Here is a 17,062-nt window from a genome sequence, read left to right as displayed (position 1 = left end):
GGCAAAAAAAAACCCGGAAATCCTCACTTGCGTGGGCCTTCCGGATTTTCTAAACCGCCAAAAATGGTGGGTCGTGTGGGATTCGAACCTACGACCAATTGGTTAAAAGCCAACTGCTCTACCAACTGAGCTAACGACCCGCTGTGTGGTGGCGCGTATAATACTGATTTCTAAGGATTATTCAACACCTTATTTGAAATAAATCAGAAAAAACGCATTTGAACGGTAATTAGCTGGATAGAACGCCTCTCGTAGCGGCCGGATCAGCGCCCCGGCTCGTCGTTCCACAGGTACTTATGCAGCTGCAATTGCAGGCGCACCGGCAGGTTGTCTGCCACTACCCAGTCGGCCAGGTCGCGAGCGTTGAGGTCATGGTGGCTGGGCGAGAACAGCACCTCGCCCGCGCGGCGTTCCAGGCCATACTGGATCAGCTTGGAAGTCGCCCAATCATAATCGTCGCGGGAACAGATGACGAACTTGACCTGGTCGTTGGCCGTCAACAAGTCGATGTTCTCGTAGCGGTTGCGGTGGGCTTCCTTGGAGTCGGGGGTCTTGAGGTCGACCACCCGGCTTACACGCGGATCGACAGCGGAAATGTCCAGGGCGCCACTGGTTTCCAGTGAGACCTCGTAACCGGCGTCACACAGCTGCTTGAGCAAGGGAATGGCATTGGGTTGCGCCAATGGCTCACCGCCCGTCACGCAGACGTAGCGCGGCCGGTAGCCGGCAACCTGTTCCAGGATGTCGTCGAGGGTGCGCACGGTGCCGCCGCTGAAAGCGTAGGCGCTGTCGCAGTATTGGCAGCGCAATGGGCAGCCGGTGAGCCGTACAAATACGGTGGGCAGGCCAGCAGTGCGCGTTTCACCCTGCAACGAGTAAAAGACTTCGGTAATACGTAATGTGTCTTGCATAGTCGCCACGGGCGTAACAGCTAAACAGGCTGTCCGCCTCCGTCAGGCACTTCAAGGGATTGCGCCAACGCGCCAACCCCAGGAAGCGTGTTTCATAAAAGGGCGTGGATTCTAACGAAAAAACCCGCGCCAGGCGCGGGTTTCTTCTAAACGGGCGGTATTGCTTACAAGCGTTGCAGATCCCGCTGGGCCAACTGCGCGGCGGAGGTACCCGGATACTGGGCAACCACCTGCTGCAGAATGCCTTTGACCTTGTCGGTATGACCCAGGCGGCGTTCTACATCAGCGAGTTTATACAGCGAATCCGGCACCTTGGCGTGCTTGGGGTACAGCTGGCTGACCTTGGCAAAAGCCTGGCCCGCGCCCTGCAAATCACCCTTTGCCAGGTTGACCTCACCCAACCAGTACTGGGCATTGCCCGCGTACTGGCTGTTGGGGTACTTGCGCAGGAAAGCGGTGAAGGCCTGGCTGGCCTTATCGAAATCCTTGGCCTTGATCAGGTCGAAGGCTGCATCGTAATACAGTTTTTCCTTCGCCGGATCGCCAGGTTCACTGCTAGCGGCAGGGGCAGCCGCGGCGGCCCCTGCTGCTGCGCCACCGGCAGCGGCGCTTGGCGCGCCACCGGCAGCAGAATTATCAGGAGTAGCGGCAGGTGCAACACCGGCTCCAATACGACGATCAAGATCCTGGTATCGCTCCAGGCCTTCTTGTTTGAGCTGGTTCACCTGGTTCTGCAGCACTTCAATGGCGCCTTGTTGCTGGGCCAATTGATCCTGCATGCGTTGCAGCTGGTTGAACAGCTCGCCCTGTGCCGAGGGAGCGGACGTAGCCGCTCCCCCCGCATAGGCGCCGTTCGTGCCATAACCTGCTGGCGGATAACTGCTCCCGCTATTGTTATAGCCTGAGTTGCTATCCGTTACAGGAACCGCAGCCCACACCGCAAGCGGGGCGAGGCTGAGAGCCAATACAGTCAGAGCACGACGGCACGTTCGCATGACGAATTACTTACGCAGTTCGACGCGACGGTTCTGAGCCCACGACTGTTCGTCGTTGCCAGTTGCAACTGGACGCTCTTTACCGTAGGAAACCAGTTCCAGTTGGCCTGGAGCAACACCTTGCAGTACCAGGTAGCGCTGAACGGCTTTCGCACGACGCTCGCCCAGTGCCATGTTGTACTCACGAGTACCACGGGCGTCAGTGTTACCTTCCAGAACAACGCGAGCGCCGTTAGCTTTCAGGTCCTTGGCGTGAACGTCCAGAGCGCGCATGGCTTCTGGCTTCAGGTCCGAACTGTCGTATTCGAAGTAGAAAGTGGTGATAGCGCGCAGAGCAGCTTCTTCGCTCAGGGAGCCGTCGACCGCACCAGTGTTGGCGCCGTAACCAGCGTTTGGATCAACAGCTGCGCCTTCACCGGCATTGTCGCCGCCTTTAGAGGAGCAACCAACGGCTACGGACAGAGCCAGAGCCAGAGCAGCAAACTTACCAAACTTCAGCATTTCCATCGTGAAACTCCTAATGAACCCCAGTGTGTTAAGTACTTCTTTTTGTAGCGCCGCGTCAGTTCAGGTAAGGGGACCAGGATGGTTCTCTGACTTCGCCTTGTGCGGTAGGAAGTGGGAGCCTTACGCGTCCATTGATGGACACGAGCATCAAGACTCCCCGGCCCTGCTGGCGGGTGGCGTAGATTACCATGGTGCCGTTGGGCGCAACAGTGGCTGACTCATCAAGGTTGGTATCTGTAAGGATTTTAACGGTTCCACGCTGCAAATCCTGGGCCGCAACCCGGAAATTAGTGAAACCATCCTGACGGTGAATCATCACCAACGTCTTTTCATCGGCCGAAAGCTTGGGGTTGGCGTTGTAGTTACCGATAAAGGTCACACGCTCAGCACCACCACCGTTCACGTTTGCCTTGTAGACCTGAGGCTTGCCGCCACGGTCGGAGGTGAAGTAGATGGTCGAACCATCCTTACCCCAGAACGGTTCGGTGTTGATGCCCGGGCCGCTGGTCACGCGACTCAGTTGGCGCGAGGCCATGTTCATCACGTAGATATCCGGGTTGCCGTCCTTGGACAGCACGAAAGCCAGGCGCGAACCATCCGGCGACCAGGCTGGCGCACCGTTGAGGCCTTCAAAGTTGGTGATCTGCTCGCGACGACCCGTATCAATGTGCTGCACGAAGATGCGCGGGCGACGCTGTTCGAACGATACGTAGGCAATACGCTTGCCGTCCGGCGCGAAGCGCGGCGACAGGATTGGCTCGCGGGACTGCAGCAAGGTCACTGCACGTGCGCCGTCGTAGTCCGAACGTTGCAGGGTGTAGCGGGTGTTGTCTACAGAGAAACGCTCAGCCGTGACATACAGCAGGCGCGTCGAGAACGCCCCTTTGATACCGGTGAGCTTTTCAAACGACTGGTCCGAGATGTAGTGGGCCATGTCGCGCAGTTGCTCGGCGGTACCCGATACGCTGCCGGTCAATACCTGCTGCTCGGTGGCCACATTGAACAACGTGTACTGGATCTGCAGGCGACCACCGGCCGGCGTGATGTTGCCGACCATCACGTACTGCGCGCCCACGGCTTTCCAGTCACGGAACACGACTTCGCTGGCCTGGTTGGGCTGGCTGATCATGTTGCCTTTGGGGATCGGCGCATAGTAACCGGAGTTACGCAGGTCGTCGCTGACGATCTGGGCCATGTCGTCCGGCAGCACGCTGCCGCCCTGCCAACCGAAGGGTACGACTGCAATCGGAGTAGCCCGATCGCTGCCGCTGGTTACCAGGATGTTCTTTTCATCCGCCGCCGCTATCCCTGCCATACAGCAAATAACGACAAGCATTCCTCGAAGAAGGTTTCTCACAAGGCTAGATCCTCAGGTGTGAATGTCATCTTGAATGAACGATAGGGAGCGAAGTCACTTGGTTTCATTCCCTGCATCTCGGTCAACCGGCCAATATTCTTGACTGCGGCAACCGCTGAACTGTCGAACGTACCGTCACCACTGGACTTGGCCACGCTGACCGAAGTCACCGTACCGTCCGGCAACATGCCGATCTGCAGCACTACTGTCATGCCTTTGCGTGCCGAAGGTGGACGTGTCCAGCCTTCCGCTGCCCGCGCTCGAATCAGATCGTCGAAACTGCCCGCGACTTCATCACCACGTTCATCGGCCAGGGCTTGCTGACGCTGCGGCGTGTCGGAAAGCAAATCTGCCAGGGCCTGGGCCTTTTTCTCTTCGGCGGATTTGCGTGCTGCTTCCTGGGCCTTTTTCTTGGAGGCGTCGGCGGCAGCTTTCTTCTTCGCTTCGTCGGCGACTTTCTTCTTCGCCTCGTCTGCTTCAGCTTTTTTCTTGGCGTCTTCGGCGGCTTTCTTCTTCGCGTCTTCGACTATCTTTTTCTTGGCTTCTTCAGCGGCCTTTTTCTTGGCCTCTTCCTCGGCAGCCTTCTTGGCTTCTTCTTCAGATTTCTTCTTGGCTATATCAGCCAATTGTTTCTCTTCAGCCTTTTTGGCTTCGGCAGCTTTCTCGGCTTTCTTGGCTTCATCAGCCTTTTTCGCCTCGTCGGCTTTCTTGGCTTCGTCGGCCTTTTTCGATTCCTCGGCCTTTTGAGCCGCCTCTTCTTTCTTTTGTTCCGCAGCAGCCTTCACCGCTTCCTGCTCGACCTTCTTCTGTTCCATCTGCTCGACTTCAGTCTGGCGCGCAGCCGACTTCTGGGCCTCACCTGCAATCTTCTGATTGGTCTGGGTGGTGGCCTGGCTTTTCGATTTCAGCTGATACAGGGTCGCCTGCACGATCGGCTTGGCTGGCGGCAGGTCCGGGGTCATGGCAAAGCTGACAAACAGCATGCCGAACACCAGGACGTGCAGGGCTATCGCCCACACGCCAGGCCAGAAGTAGCTTTCCGAGGCGGACGGCTCTCGCTGTTGCTGCATCAGGGCGCCTCGGTAATCAAGCCAACGTTACCGACGCCGGCTTTCTGCAGCCCGCCCATGGCACCCATGACGGAGCCGTAGTCGACCGATTTGTCGCCGCGGATAAATACCTGAGTGTGCTTGCCGCCTTCGTTGCCGGAGCGAATGATCTTGGTCACCGCATCGGTCATCGCCGGCAAAGTCAGGGCCTTGTCCTGCTGCTTCTGGGTGTCGACTTCGCTGCCAAGGTTCCAGTAATAGGTCTTGTCAGCCTTGATCGAAATGGTCAGGACCTGCGTGTTGTTGTCCTGCGGCAAGGCTTCACTGGAAACCTTGGGCAGATCAACCTTCACGCCCTGGTTGAGCATCGGCGCGGTCACCATGAAGATCACCAGCAGCACCAGCATCACGTCGATGTAGGGCACTACGTTCATCTCGGCGACCGGCTTGCGCTTTTTGCGAGCTCGAGCGATTAAAGCCATTGGGAATTACCTGCTTATTCTTCGCTGGTGTGCACTTTACGGTGCAGGATCGCCTGGAATTCATCGGCGAAGGTGTAGTAACGGCCGATCAAGGTTTCGCTGGTTGCGGCAAAACGGTTGTAGGCGATTACTGCGGGGATAGCGGCAAACAGGCCGATCGCGGTGGCGATCAGGGCTTCGGCAATACCCGGGGCCACGGTGGCCAGCGTGGCTTGCTGGGCCTGGGCCAGGCCGCGGAAGGAGTTCATGATCCCCCATACGGTACCGAACAGGCCGATGTACGGGCTGACGGAACCGACGGTGGCGAGGAACGGCAGGCCCTGCTCGAGTTTCTCTTCTTCGCGGGAGATGGCCACGCGCATGGCACGGGCCACGCCTTCCATCACCGCTTCAGGGTCGACACCCGGCTGCTGGCGCAGGCGCGAGAATTCCTTGAAACCGGCACGGAAGATCTGCTCGACGCCCGAATCCGGGTCCGGGTTGCTGCCGGCCTGGCGGTACAGTTTGGACAGGTCGATACCCGACCAGAAGCGCTCTTCGAAGCTCTCCAGGGCACGTCGACCGGCGCGCAGCATGTTGCTGCGCTGAAAAATCATGACCCAAGAGGTAACCGATGCGGCTACCAGGGTCAGCATGACCAGTTGAACCACGACACTGGCATTGCTGACCAGGCTCCACATGGAGGAATGGTCGACGACGGTAGGTTCCACGCTAAATCTCCTGCTTTGATTGTTTACCCGCGCCGCTCACGGCGGCAAAGGCCGCGCGTAGAGTTTCGGGAATGGCCCGAGGTTTCAAACTGTTGGTGCGTACACATGCCACCAGGAACTGCCCCTCACAGAGCAGCGTTGCATCCGTTGCCCGCCTGACCTGCTGTTTGAATCGCAGGCTGGCACGGTTCAATTCGATGACCTCAGCGCTGACCAGCAATTCATCGTCCAGTCGCGCCGGTGCGTGATAACGCGCCTCGCTGGAATGCACGACGAATAACAGGTCCTCCCCTGCCAGCGTGGATTGGGCAAAGCCCAGCTCCCGTAGCCGCTCGGTTCGAGCCCGCTCCATGAATTTCAGGTAGTTGACGTAATACACGATGCCGCCGGCATCGGTGTCCTCGTAATAAACGCGACAGCGATGTGCGAACGACTGATCCCCGTTTTGCGCGCGCATACTCTAGTGCTTACTCCTCAGGTTGCCAATCCGGCTGGACAACTGTTTTTTCATTCCTGAACGCTTTTGCAGTGACTCAAATGACGACGCCAGACACTGGGACAGCACAAAGCTCAGATAAATCGTCCGGCGTTAGCTTTTTAATCGTCCACTGCATCAAGGAATTCGTCTACCGCAGGCATCTCGCCCAATCGTGACGGAATGTTTAGCCCAAAGTGCAAATAGGCATGGCGCGTCACCACCCGGCCCCTCGGTGTACGCATGATATAGCCTTGCTGGATCAGGTACGGCTCCAGCACATCCTCAATGGTATGGCGCTCTTCACTGATAGCCGCCGCCAGGCTGTCCACGCCGACCGGGCCACCGTCGAACTTCTCGATCATGGTCAAGAGTAGACGTCGATCCTGGTGATCGAAGCCGTGCTCGTCCACGTCCAGCAGGTTCAAGGCCAGGTCCGCGACCGCCTTGGTGATGTGCCCTTTGGCACGCACTTCGGCAAAATCGCGCACGCGGCGCAGCAAACGGTTGGCGATACGTGGCGTGCCGCGGGCGCGCCGGGCGATTTCAAAGGCGCCTTCCGGGTCCAGGGGCAAGCCAAGGATGCTCGCCGAACGGCTGACGATGGTCGCCAGATCAGCGGTGCTATAGAACTCCAGACGTTGAACAATGCCGAAACGGTCTCGCAACGGGTTGGTCAGCATACCCGCACGCGTGGTCGCACCCACCAGGGTGAAAGGTGGCAGGTCGAGCTTGATCGAACGGGCTGCCGGGCCTTCGCCGATCATGATGTCGAGCTGGAAGTCTTCCATCGCCGGGTACAGCACTTCTTCGACAATCGGTGATAACCGATGGATCTCGTCGATAAACAGTACGTCATGAGGTTCAAGATTGGTCAGCAGCGCTGCCAGGTCACCGGGACGCTCCAGCACCGGGCCGGAGGTGGACTTGATCGACACGCCCATTTCCTGGGCGATGATATTGGCCAGGGTAGTCTTGCCCAAACCCGGCGGGCCGAAGATCAGGGTGTGGTCCAGGGACTCACTGCGCCCGCGCGCGGCCTGGATAAACAGCTCCATCTGCTCGCGCACGGTAGGCTGGCCGATGTATTCGGCCAGGCTCAGGGGGCGGATGGCCCGGTCCTGGACTTCTTCACGGTCACGCGGGCCGGTGGCCGCGATCAGACGATCAGCTTCAATCACTTAAATCATTCCCTTCAGGGCTCGGCGGATCATGTCTTCGCTGCTCAGGTTCTTGTCCTTGATGGCCGATACCGCCTTGCTGGCTTCCTGAGGCTTGTAGCCCAGGGAGATCAACGCACTGACGGCATCGCTTTCGGCACTGGCGATCTGGCCTGCCGGCATATCCGGCTGGTTCGGTACCAGGGCGAACATGCTCGGCACCACTTCCCAGGCCTTGAAGCGGTCCTTGAGCTCCACCAACAGGCGCTCGGCGGTTTTCTTGCCCACTCCCGGCACCTTGGTCAGGGCCGAGGTATCCTGGGCGGATACAGCACGCACCAATTCATCCACTTCCAGGCTCGACATCAACGCCAGGGCCAACTTGGGCCCCACGCCATTGAGACGAATCAGCTCGCGGAAGAAATCGCGGTCGCGCTTGCCGATGAAACCATAGAGCAGTTGCGCGTCTTCACGCACCACCAAATGCGTGTGCAAGGTTATCGGCTCGCCGACCGACGGCAAGCGGTACAACGTGGTCATGGGCACTTCCAGCTCATAACCCAACCCATTCACATCCAGAATCAGGTGCGGCGGCTGTTTTTCGGCCAGGGTGCCGCGCAAGCGTCCAATCACGGTTCAGATCCTTAAAGCTTGGGGGTCAGATCAGGGCCTGACCGCAAATAACCAATGCGCTGATGCTATCAGAGACGCAGCCGCCCGCCACGACTACGTGCCGTTCCCAAGCCGTGAGGCAGCAGGCTGGAACGGGTATGTGCATGGCAAATGGCGATGGCCAGGGCGTCGGAGGCGTCGATCTGCGGTTTTGAAGTGAGCTTGAGCATGTGCATGACCATCATCTGCACCTGTTCCTTGTTGGCTGCACCGGTGCCGACCACGGCCTGTTTGACCTGGGTCGCGGTGTATTCGGCGATTTCCATGCCCTCTTCGGCGCCTGCCACGATAGCTGCACCCCGGGCCTGGCCAAGCTTGAGCGCCGAATCGGCGTTCTTGGCCATGAAGACCTTTTCGATGCCCATGGTGATCGGGCCGTAGGTCTGGATGACTTCACGTACGCCGCGATAGACGATCTGCAGCCGCTCGGCCAATTCCCCTGCGCCGGTGCGGATGCAGCCCGAGGCAACATAGATGCAGCCGCGCGGGGTCTGCTGCACCACGCCAAAACCGGTGATGCGCGAACCGGGGTCGATACCTAGGATTAAAGTCATAACGCCTGCGGGTTGGATAAACACATTTTTTGATACACAGAGACTCTAATGTGGGAGGGGGCTTGTGTGGGAGGGGGCTTGCTCCCGATGGCGGTGGGCCAGTCACAAATGTGCTTACTGACACTCCCTCATCGGGAGCAAGCCCCCTCCCACCCAAGCCCCTCCCACATTGGGATCTATATCGTTCTTCAGCCTAGCTGTTCGGCCACCGATTCCGGGATGTCGGCATTCGAATACACATTCTGCACATCATCCAGGTCTTCAAGCATATCCAGCATCTTCAACACCTTCTGCGCCCCCTCCAGGTCCAGCTCGGCACTGGTGGTCGGCAGCATCACGATTTCCGCGTCGGTGCCGCTGAAACCAGCAGCTTGCAGGGCATTACGCACGGCGTAGAAGCTGGCGAACGAGGTAAACACATCGATAGAGCCGTCTTCGTTGGTGACCACATCGTCGGCGTCCGCTTCCATCGCGGCTTCCATCAGCGCGTCTTCATCGGTGCCAGGTGCGAAGGTGATCTGCCCCTTGCGTTCGAACAGGTAAGCCACCGAACCATCCGTGCCGAGGTTGCCACCGCACTTGCTGAACGCGTGGCGCACCGCGGCGGCGGTGCGGTTGCGGTTATCGGTCATGCATTCGACCATCACCGCCACGCCGCCCGGGCCGTAGCCTTCATAGGTCAGTTCGACCATATCGTCGGTGTCGGCCGCACCGGCACCACGAGCCACGGCGCGGTCAATGATGTCGCGGCTCATGTTGGCACCCAGCGCCTTGTCCAGCGCCAGGCGCAGACGCGGGTTAGAGCCCGGGTCACCGCCGCCCTGACGGGCTGCGACGGTCAGTTCGCGAATCCACTTGGTGAAGATCTTGCCCTTCTTGGCATCCTGACGCTCTTTGCGGTGCTTGATGTTCGCCCACTTGGAATGGCCAGCCATAACACAACTCCGAAATTCTCTAGAAACCTTATCAATCCCGCCCTCGGCGGGATTTCCCTCTTTTAAACGCAAAGGCGCATCCGAAGATGCGCCTTTTTGACTGCGTACAACCTTATCGCGCTTTCACGCTGCAGCCTTACTCAGCCTTCGGCGTCTCGCGCAGACGGATGTGCAGTTCGCGCAACGCCTTGGCATCCACCACACCCGGGGCCTGGGTCATGACGTCCGCAGCGCTCTGGGTTTTCGGGAAGGCGATCACTTCACGGATCGACTGGGCGCCGGTCATCAGCATCACCAGACGGTCCAGGCCGAACGCCAAACCACCGTGCGGTGGCGCGCCGTATTTCAGGGCGTCGAGCAGGAAGCCGAACTTCTCTTCCTGTTCCGCTTCGTTGATGCCCAGCAGGCGGAACACCGCTTGTTGCATCTCTTTGCGGTGGATACGGATCGAACCGCCACCCAGCTCAGTACCGTTGAGCACCATGTCGTAGGCACGGGACAGTGCGCCTGCCGGGTTGGCTTCCAACTCCTGCGGGGAGCACTTCGGCGCGGTGAACGGGTGGTGCAACGCGCTGAAGCTGCCGTCGTCGTTCTCTTCGAACATCGGGAAGTCGACGACCCACATCGGTGCCCATTCGCAGGTCAGCAGGTTCAGGTCGTGACCGAGCTTGATACGCAGCGCGCCCAGGGCTTCGCTGACGATCTTGGCCTTGTCGGCGCCGAAGAACACGATGTCGCCGTCAACGGCACCGACGCGATCGAGGATCGTGTTCAGGTTGGCTTCAGGGATGTTTTTCACGATCGGCGATTGCAGGCCGTCAACGCCGTTAGCGCGCTCGTTGACCTTGATGTACGCCAGGCCCTTGGCACCATAGATGCCGACAAACTTGGTGTAGTCGTCGATCTGCTTGCGCGGCATGCTCGCGCCGCCAGGTACGCGCAGGGCAGCAATGCGGCATTTAGGGTCGTTGGCCGGGCCGCTGAACACCTTGAAGTCGACATCCTTGAGCTGGTCGGCCACGTCCACCAGTTCCAGCGGGTTACGCAGGTCTGGCTTGTCGGAACCGTAGCGGCGCATGGCTTCTTCGAAGGTCATGTGCGGGAATTCGCCGAACTCCAGGTCCAGCACTTCCTTGAACAGGTTGCGGATCATCTGCTCGGTCAGGCCCATGATCTCTTTTTCATCGAGGAAGCTGGTCTCGATGTCGATCTGGGTGAATTCCGGCTGGCGGTCAGCGCGCAGGTCTTCGTCACGGAAGCACTTGGCGATCTGGTAGTAACGGTCGAAGCCGGCCACCATCAGCAGTTGCTTGAACAGCTGCGGCGATTGCGGCAAGGCGAAGAAGCTGCCGGCGTGGGTACGGCTAGGCACCAGGTAGTCGCGCGCGCCTTCCGGGGTAGCCCGGGTGAGGATCGGCGTTTCGACGTCGAGGAAGCCGTTTTCGTCGAGGAAACGACGGATGCTGGTGGTCATGCGCGAACGCAGGCGCAGCTTCTCGGCCATTTCCGGACGACGCAGGTCCAGGAAGCGGTAGCGCAGGCGGGTTTCTTCGCCAACGTCGGAGTATTCGTTGAGTGGGAACGGCGGGGTTTCCGACTCGTTCAGCACTTCCAGCTCATAGCCCAGCACTTCAATGCCGCCGGACGCCATGTTCTTGTTCACGGCACCGGCAGGACGCAGGCGAACCTTGCCGGTGATCTTGACGACGTATTCGCTGCGCACGCGGTCGGCGGCGGCGAAGCTCTCGGCGCGGTCCGGGTCGAACACTACCTGGGCCAGACCATCGCGATCACGGATATCGAGGAAGATCACCCCGCCGTGGTCGCGGCGACGGTGAACCCATCCGCAAAGGGTGATTTCCTGACCTTCCAGGGTCTCGTTCAGTTGGCCGCAATAGTGGCTGCGCATCATGGTCGTGGTTTCACTTCTCGTAATTCGAAATTCGGTGGCAGGCCCGCCTCGTCACCGTACATTAAAGCAGGGGACGGATAATGCAGGAGCCTGCGCGTAGAGTTCAACTCAGTCTGCTTTGTCGCCGCCGGCCAGGTTCTTCTTGGCACCGGTCTTGAAATCAGTCTCGTACCAGCCGCTGCCGCTCAGGCGGAAGCCCGGCATGGACAACATCTTCTTCAACTCAGGTGCCTGGCAGGCAGGGCAATCGACCAGCGGCGCTGCGCTGATCTTCTGAATGGCTTCCAACTGGTGACCACAGGAAGCGCATTGATAGTCGTACATGGGCATGGAGATGTCTCGGCGATCAGATCGTTACAGCGCCACGCCCTGCCCTGTGCATAAAGCCCCGGCATGCGCAGCAAAGCGCGGGATTATATCTGGTAAATCGACACAGCGCAGCCGGCTTTCTGCCCCGGGGCCGGCCCACAAGGATGAAGGCCGGGCCCAGGGCCGCCGGGCTACGACGCGAAGGTGCCCTCAGCGGCGGGAGCAACCCGGCCCTTGAGCACGTGAACCACGCACACCACCCTCACCAGCCCACTGAAGTTCTTCACGCCTCCGTAACGCAAATGCACTTCCCGATCGACATAGGACAACAAGGCACTGACCGAACAGGCATTGATCCTGGCGATCTCCGTCAGGATGTTCCAGTAGATCTGCTCAAGCCGCAGGCAGGTCGAAAACCCATTGAGCCTGACCGACCGCGACAACGGCTTGGCCAGTCCCATATCGAACCCTTTTGCAAAAGGGTCGACCTTTATCTTGTGAAAACCACAGGTTTCCATCACTCCTTTACCCATTCCACGTGACATACACCCGACACTCCATTGCCAAACAGCAGCCAATGGGCTTCTCCCATTGAACGATGGGCCTATAAAACAGCACCCAGCGTGCAGCAGCCAGAAGACGGGGAGTCGTTAGTCGTAGGACAACGCCAGGAAGCGCAGGGAAACAAGCAGGCAGCGCTGAAACAGCGCCGCCCGGGTTTGACGGTTACTGGTTTTCGAGCAGCGAACGCAGCATCCACGCGGTTTTCTCGTGTACCTGCATACGCTGGGTCAACAGGTCGGCCGTCGGCTCATCGCTGACCTTGTCCAGCAGCGGGAAGATGCCTCGGGCGGTACGCGTAACCGCTTCCTGACCGGCCACCAGTTGCTTGATCATCTCTTCGGCGCTCGGCACACCCTCCTCTTCCTTGATCGAAGACAGGCGGGCGTAGATCGAATAGGCGCCCGGTGCCGGGAAGCCCAGGGCACGGATGCGCTCGGCAATGGAGTCCACCGCCAGCGCCAATTCGTTGTACTGCTCCTCGAACATCAAGTGCAGCGTACGAAACATGGGGCCTGTGACGTTCCAATGGAAGTTGTGGGTCTTCAGATACAGAACATAGGTATCGGACAGCAGTCGTGAAAGTCCGTCGACGATGGACTTACGGTCTTCTTCACTGATACCAATATCGATTGCCATGTTTTTCCCCTTCAATTGACGAGTATTCATTGATCAGGTGCAGGACCACTCTAGCAAGAGAGCGAGCCGCATGCAGCCCGTCACACCCAGGCGACCTGCGGCAAATCGCCCCGCATCGCTTGCAACTCGCGAATTGGCAAGCCTTTTTAGCCGTAGGAACGGTCTCGCAACGCCCGCCAAAAAATCCTGCACCTGTCTAGGACAAGCGTTTGCTGCACAAATGCCGTTGCCGTCGCAACACCCCGAAATGCTTGATTTGAGTAGGCACAGCCTTTGCTGTTAAATAGACGCCGTGTGGCTGCCGTTTATTCCTGCGGCACTTCACATAGGCTGATACCCGCGCACGTGCTCAACGCCTCCCATTGTTCAGAAGCGAACCGTGCCAGTCAGCTCTTCCTTGTGATCCGTCTTAACGTGAGTTAATCAAAATGTTGAAAATCGTCCACCTGCTAACGGGCGTTGCAGCTTTGCTGCTGTCCTTTATCCCGAGCCTGCAGCCTGAAAGCCTGCCCTACCTGCAACAACATGACGCTCTGTACCTGGCCTTGTTCGGCCTTCTTAACCTGACGCTCGCACCGGTAATCCCTTACTGGAACAAAGGCACGCGTCATCAACTGCAAAACCTGGTCAGTGCGCTGCTGGTGCTGACTGTTGTTGTTCAAACCCTCACCCTTTTGGCGCCTATGCCTGAAGTGGGTGGCCATCCGGCTATCCTGCTCAGCCTGGTGATTGCTGTGGTTGCCATTGTTCTTCACCTGGCCATCAGCTTCTACCGTTCGTCTCCGGCGGCCGCGTCGCAAAACTACGACATGACCAACCGGGATACCGGTACCGTCAAGTGGTTCAACACCTCCAAAGGCTTCGGCTTCATTTCCCGCGATTCGGGCGACGATATCTTCGTCCACTTCCGGGCTATCCGTGGCGAAGGCCACCGCGTCCTGGTCGAAGGCCAGCGCGTGGAGTTCTCGGTGATGAACCGCGACAAGGGCCTGCAAGCCGAAGATGTAATCGCTGCCCTGCCGCGTCGCTGACCCTAGCCTTCGCAGCAAAAAAAACCGCGATCCAGCGTTGGCTGGATCGCGGTTTTTTATTGCCTGCACATTCAATAGTGCGGCGGCGGCGCTTCTTCTTCGGATGACTCGAACTGGCCGCCCATTTCTTCCTGGCGCTTGAGCAAGGCCGTCATTTGCAATTGCAGGCGTTCAACCGCCCGCTGCTGTGTGACCAGGATGTCGTTGAGGGTCTCGATGGTGTCGTCCTGGAAAGCCAGGCGGCTTTCCAGGTCGGTAACGCGCTCTTGCAGGTCCATGATTCAGTCCTGGGTAAAGATGAAGTCGGCAGGCAACAGCGCACGCAATCGAGCGCGAATCGCCGCCACTTGCTCTTGGGTATAGGGCCGGGCCGGGTGCTTGCCCCACACCGGTGCCGGCCAGGCGGCGTCATCGCGTTTGCGCACAATCACATGCACATGCAATTGGCTGACGACGTTACCCAGCGCACCGATGTTCATCTTGTCAGCGGCCAGCCCCTCGTTAAGCAGTTGCGCCAGGGCCGTCGTTTCTTGCCACAAGGTTTGTTGATCTGCGACATCCAGTTGAAACACTTCGCTGATACCGTCGATGCGTGGCACCAGAATGAACCAGGGGTAATTGGCGTCATTGGACAGCAGCAGGCGACAGAGCGGGAAGTCCCCAATGGCCAAGGTGTCTTGTTGCAGGCGTTGATCTAAGGCGAACACGTGGGCACTCCGTTCGGCAGGTCGGGACAGGCGCCCAGCATACCTTTGAACGTCTGAGGCTTCACGGCCAATCCTGGCACTGTTGAGGCAGGCGGGTAAAAATGCACCTTTTGGAGGCAGAAAAACAGTTGATCTACGCTAGACCGGGCCTCAACAGCACGCACCAAAATGACCCACTGGTGCGTCAAAGGGATCCGCCAATTACCCACTGAGAGGGGTGAACCGGTAACGTTTTACCCAAGCGCAGGTTTTGCGTAGCACCAAAGAGTGGTAGCACCCTGGGCGCCGAGCCCAAACCAAACGGCGTAAAAGGCCCGTGCTTATGCGGTTTTTACATTCCCATCACGCTTTTCACGAAAAAATGACATTCGGTCGCCGGTTTGAGCACGCTTGTTGCATTCACCCCCGTATCGTCGGCAACGGCACCCGTCTGGAAGCAGGTGTTTCGCGATAAAAGTAGTGGCGTTTCAGTGTGTATCAAGGAAGTGTTCAAACTTTGAAAGAAGTCTGAAAACAGCATTGAAGTTGTCAGCCTGGATACATTTCTGGCTGTGAATTTGCGACATGGATCTAGCGATTTACGACAGCCTCGTAAAGAAGCTGAAAGGATAATTGAGTAAGTATCGTCAATAGAGCCTGCGTGAGATAACTTTGCGCCGGCAAAAAAAGAAAGAGCCGCCCAGATAAAAATACAGGTGGGACGGCAGTACTCTTCCTAAAACCAAAGGAGCAAATCACGATGCGCGTGATGAAGTGGAGCATGATCGCCCTGGCTGTTTCAGCAGGCACCTCGCAGTTCGCAATGGCGTCCGCCCAGGACGATTCCAAGGGCTTTGTTGAAGACAGTACTTTCAGCATCAATACTCGCGCTCTGTACTTCAGCCGCGACTTCCGTAATGAGCCAGGGGGCGGTTACAGCACCGTCAACGGCAAGCGTAAAAGCCGCGCCGAAGAAACCGGCCTGGGCTTCAATGCCCTGTACGAATCGGGCTTCACCCAGGGCACCATTGGCGTCGGTGTGGACGTTATCGGCCTGATGGGCCTCAAGCTCGACAGCGGCAAGGGTCGCGCCGGCACAGGTCTGTTCCCTACCGGTTCCGACGGTCGCTCCCAGGACGACTACTCCAAAGGCGGCGGCGCAGTTAAGTTCCGCATCTCCAATACCGTGTTGAAAGTGGGTGACCAATACACCACCGCACCGGTGTTCGCCTCTGATGACAGCCGTCTGTTGCCGGAGCTGCCACAAGGTATCTCGATCACCAGCAACGAGATCAAGGGCCTGAAGCTTGAGGGCGGCCACTTCACCTCAAGCGTCGCGCAAAACCAGACCTACCATGACAGCCTGGGCCTGACCAAAACCGACTTTGTCGGCGGCGTCTATGCCTTCACTCCAGAAGTCACCGGTAGCCTGTACTACGCGAAAACCGAAGATTACTTCCGCAAGTACTACAGCAACCTGAACTGGACCCACGCCCTGAGCGATGACCAGTCGTTCGCGCTGGACTTCAACATCTACGATACCAAGAGCGATGGCGCCGGCCTGCAACGTGCAGAGAAGGATGGCGTGACCAAGCTCGACAACCGCGCGTTCAGCTTGCAGGGTGCCTATACCATCGGCGCGCACACCTTCACCCTGGCAGCCCAGAAGGTTACCGGTGACGGCGACTACGGCTACGGCGTAGACGGCGGCGGCACGGTGTTCCTGGCCAACTCCATCGCCCGTTCCGACTTCAACGCCGAAGGCGAGAAGTCCTACCAGGCGCGCTATGACATCAACATGGCAACCTTCGGCATTCCTGGCCTGAGCTTCATGACGCGTTACGTTACCGGTAGCGGCGCCAACACCGGCACTACCAGCAACGGCAAAGAATGGGAACGCGACATCGAAGCCAAGTACGTGATCCAGAGCGGCCCGGCAAAAAACCTGAGCCTGCGCCTGCGTCAAGCGACTTATCGTTCCGGGGATGGCGTTTACTACGGTTCGCCTTCGATCGACGAACTGCGCCTGATCGCGAACTACCCGCTGAACATCTTGTAATTGCCGGTTTAATTACAACGATGGCTTGAGGCTTCGGCCTTAAACAAAAAGCCGCTCC

The 17,062-nt window shown here is 58.5% G+C and carries 20 protein-coding genes and 1 tRNA gene; 2 read left to right on the top strand and 19 right to left on the bottom strand.

Annotated features, from left to right (window positions below; all coding sequences use genetic code 11):
• Positions 1-64: 64 nt before the first annotated feature.
• From E4P01_RS25320 to E4P01_RS25240, 17 genes are all read right to left on the bottom strand, one after another.
• Positions 65-140: transfer RNA gene (locus tag E4P01_RS25320), tRNA-Lys, on the bottom strand.
• Between the two features lie 123 nt (positions 141-263).
• Complete coding sequence (gene queE, locus E4P01_RS25315; protein WP_032879702.1) at positions 264-911, bottom strand: 7-carboxy-7-deazaguanine synthase QueE; 648 nt, start codon at positions 909-911, stop codon at positions 264-266.
• A 164-nt stretch (positions 912-1,075) separates the two neighbouring features.
• Positions 1,076-1,906 (bottom strand): tol-pal system protein YbgF, encoded by an 831-nt coding sequence (gene ybgF / locus E4P01_RS25310; RefSeq protein ID WP_032879701.1) that lies wholly within the window; start codon positions 1,904-1,906, stop codon positions 1,076-1,078.
• Positions 1,907-1,912: 6 nt separating this feature from the next.
• Positions 1,913-2,413, bottom strand: coding sequence for a peptidoglycan-associated lipoprotein Pal (gene pal, locus E4P01_RS25305; RefSeq protein WP_003193861.1), 501 nt, complete (start codon positions 2,411-2,413; stop codon positions 1,913-1,915).
• A 55-nt stretch (positions 2,414-2,468) separates the two neighbouring features.
• Positions 2,469-3,749 (bottom strand): Tol-Pal system beta propeller repeat protein TolB, encoded by a 1,281-nt coding sequence (tolB, locus tag E4P01_RS25300; RefSeq protein ID WP_032803700.1) that lies wholly within the window; start codon positions 3,747-3,749, stop codon positions 2,469-2,471.
• A gap of 17 nt (positions 3,750-3,766) precedes the next feature.
• A complete protein-coding gene (tolA, locus tag E4P01_RS25295; RefSeq protein WP_005790902.1) occupies positions 3,767-4,840 on the bottom strand; it encodes a cell envelope integrity protein TolA in 1,074 nt (357 codons plus the stop codon).
• Positions 4,840-5,292: a protein TolR gene (tolR, locus tag E4P01_RS25290; RefSeq protein ID WP_161793227.1), complete on the bottom strand. Its 453-nt coding sequence runs from the start codon at positions 5,290-5,292 to the stop codon at positions 4,840-4,842. The genes tolA and tolR overlap by 1 nt, the downstream gene beginning before the upstream one ends.
• Positions 5,293-5,315: 23 nt before the next feature.
• Positions 5,316-6,011, bottom strand: a complete 696-nt coding sequence (gene tolQ / locus E4P01_RS25285; protein ID WP_003193865.1) for a protein TolQ — start codon at positions 6,009-6,011, stop codon at positions 5,316-5,318.
• A gap of 1 nt (position 6,012) precedes the next feature.
• Positions 6,013-6,468 (bottom strand): tol-pal system-associated acyl-CoA thioesterase, encoded by a 456-nt coding sequence (ybgC, locus tag E4P01_RS25280; protein WP_003175800.1) that lies wholly within the window; start codon positions 6,466-6,468, stop codon positions 6,013-6,015.
• Between the two features lie 140 nt (positions 6,469-6,608).
• Entirely contained in the window at positions 6,609-7,667 is a 1,059-nt protein-coding gene (gene ruvB, locus E4P01_RS25275) for a Holliday junction branch migration DNA helicase RuvB (RefSeq protein ID WP_005790907.1), read from the bottom strand.
• Positions 7,668-8,279 (bottom strand): Holliday junction branch migration protein RuvA, encoded by a 612-nt coding sequence (gene ruvA, locus E4P01_RS25270; protein ID WP_005790908.1) that lies wholly within the window; start codon positions 8,277-8,279, stop codon positions 7,668-7,670. It abuts the gene before it with no gap.
• Positions 8,280-8,347: 68 nt separating this feature from the next.
• Entirely contained in the window at positions 8,348-8,872 is a 525-nt protein-coding gene (gene ruvC, locus E4P01_RS25265; protein ID WP_076949748.1) for a crossover junction endodeoxyribonuclease RuvC, read from the bottom strand.
• Positions 8,873-9,060: 188 nt separating this feature from the next.
• Complete coding sequence (locus tag E4P01_RS25260; protein ID WP_216092042.1) at positions 9,061-9,807, bottom strand: YebC/PmpR family DNA-binding transcriptional regulator; 747 nt, start codon at positions 9,805-9,807, stop codon at positions 9,061-9,063.
• 136 nt (positions 9,808-9,943) lie between these two features.
• Positions 9,944-11,719: an aspartate--tRNA ligase gene (aspS, locus tag E4P01_RS25255; RefSeq protein ID WP_005790914.1), complete on the bottom strand. Its 1,776-nt coding sequence runs from the start codon at positions 11,717-11,719 to the stop codon at positions 9,944-9,946.
• Positions 11,720-11,827: 108 nt separating this feature from the next.
• Positions 11,828-12,049, bottom strand: a complete 222-nt coding sequence (locus tag E4P01_RS25250; RefSeq protein WP_003193872.1) for a zinc ribbon domain-containing protein — start codon at positions 12,047-12,049, stop codon at positions 11,828-11,830.
• 170 nt (positions 12,050-12,219) lie between these two features.
• Positions 12,220-12,573, bottom strand: a complete 354-nt coding sequence (locus E4P01_RS25245; RefSeq protein ID WP_032803701.1) for a ribbon-helix-helix domain-containing protein — start codon at positions 12,571-12,573, stop codon at positions 12,220-12,222.
• 181 nt (positions 12,574-12,754) lie between these two features.
• Complete coding sequence (locus E4P01_RS25240; protein ID WP_003193874.1) at positions 12,755-13,228, bottom strand: Dps family protein; 474 nt, start codon at positions 13,226-13,228, stop codon at positions 12,755-12,757.
• A 428-nt stretch (positions 13,229-13,656) separates the two neighbouring features.
• On the opposite strand from E4P01_RS25240, the gene E4P01_RS28280 reads away from it, so the two are divergent.
• Positions 13,657-14,259: a cold-shock protein gene (locus E4P01_RS28280; RefSeq protein WP_005790922.1), complete on the top strand. Its 603-nt coding sequence runs from the start codon at positions 13,657-13,659 to the stop codon at positions 14,257-14,259.
• Positions 14,260-14,330: 71 nt separating this feature from the next.
• Here E4P01_RS28280 and E4P01_RS25230 read toward each other — a convergent pair whose 3' ends face one another.
• The gene (locus E4P01_RS25230; protein ID WP_005790924.1) at positions 14,331-14,537 is read right to left on the bottom strand and encodes a SlyX family protein; all 207 of its coding nucleotides are present in this window, start codon (positions 14,535-14,537) and stop codon (positions 14,331-14,333) included.
• 3 nt (positions 14,538-14,540) lie between these two features.
• Positions 14,541-14,966, bottom strand: coding sequence for an HIT domain-containing protein (locus E4P01_RS25225; protein ID WP_032879698.1), 426 nt, complete (start codon positions 14,964-14,966; stop codon positions 14,541-14,543).
• Positions 14,967-15,705: 739 nt separating this feature from the next.
• On the opposite strand from E4P01_RS25225, the gene E4P01_RS25220 reads away from it, so the two are divergent.
• Positions 15,706-17,004 (top strand): OprD family porin, encoded by a 1,299-nt coding sequence (locus tag E4P01_RS25220; RefSeq protein WP_078822193.1) that lies wholly within the window; start codon positions 15,706-15,708, stop codon positions 17,002-17,004.
• Positions 17,005-17,062: the final 58 nt, after the last annotated feature.

The organism is Pseudomonas sp. NCIMB 10586, from assembly GCF_023127895.1.
GTDB classification, from domain to species: Bacteria; Pseudomonadota; Gammaproteobacteria; order Pseudomonadales; family Pseudomonadaceae; genus Aquipseudomonas; species Aquipseudomonas synxantha_A.
This window is presented reverse-complemented; position numbering and strand designations above follow the sequence as displayed.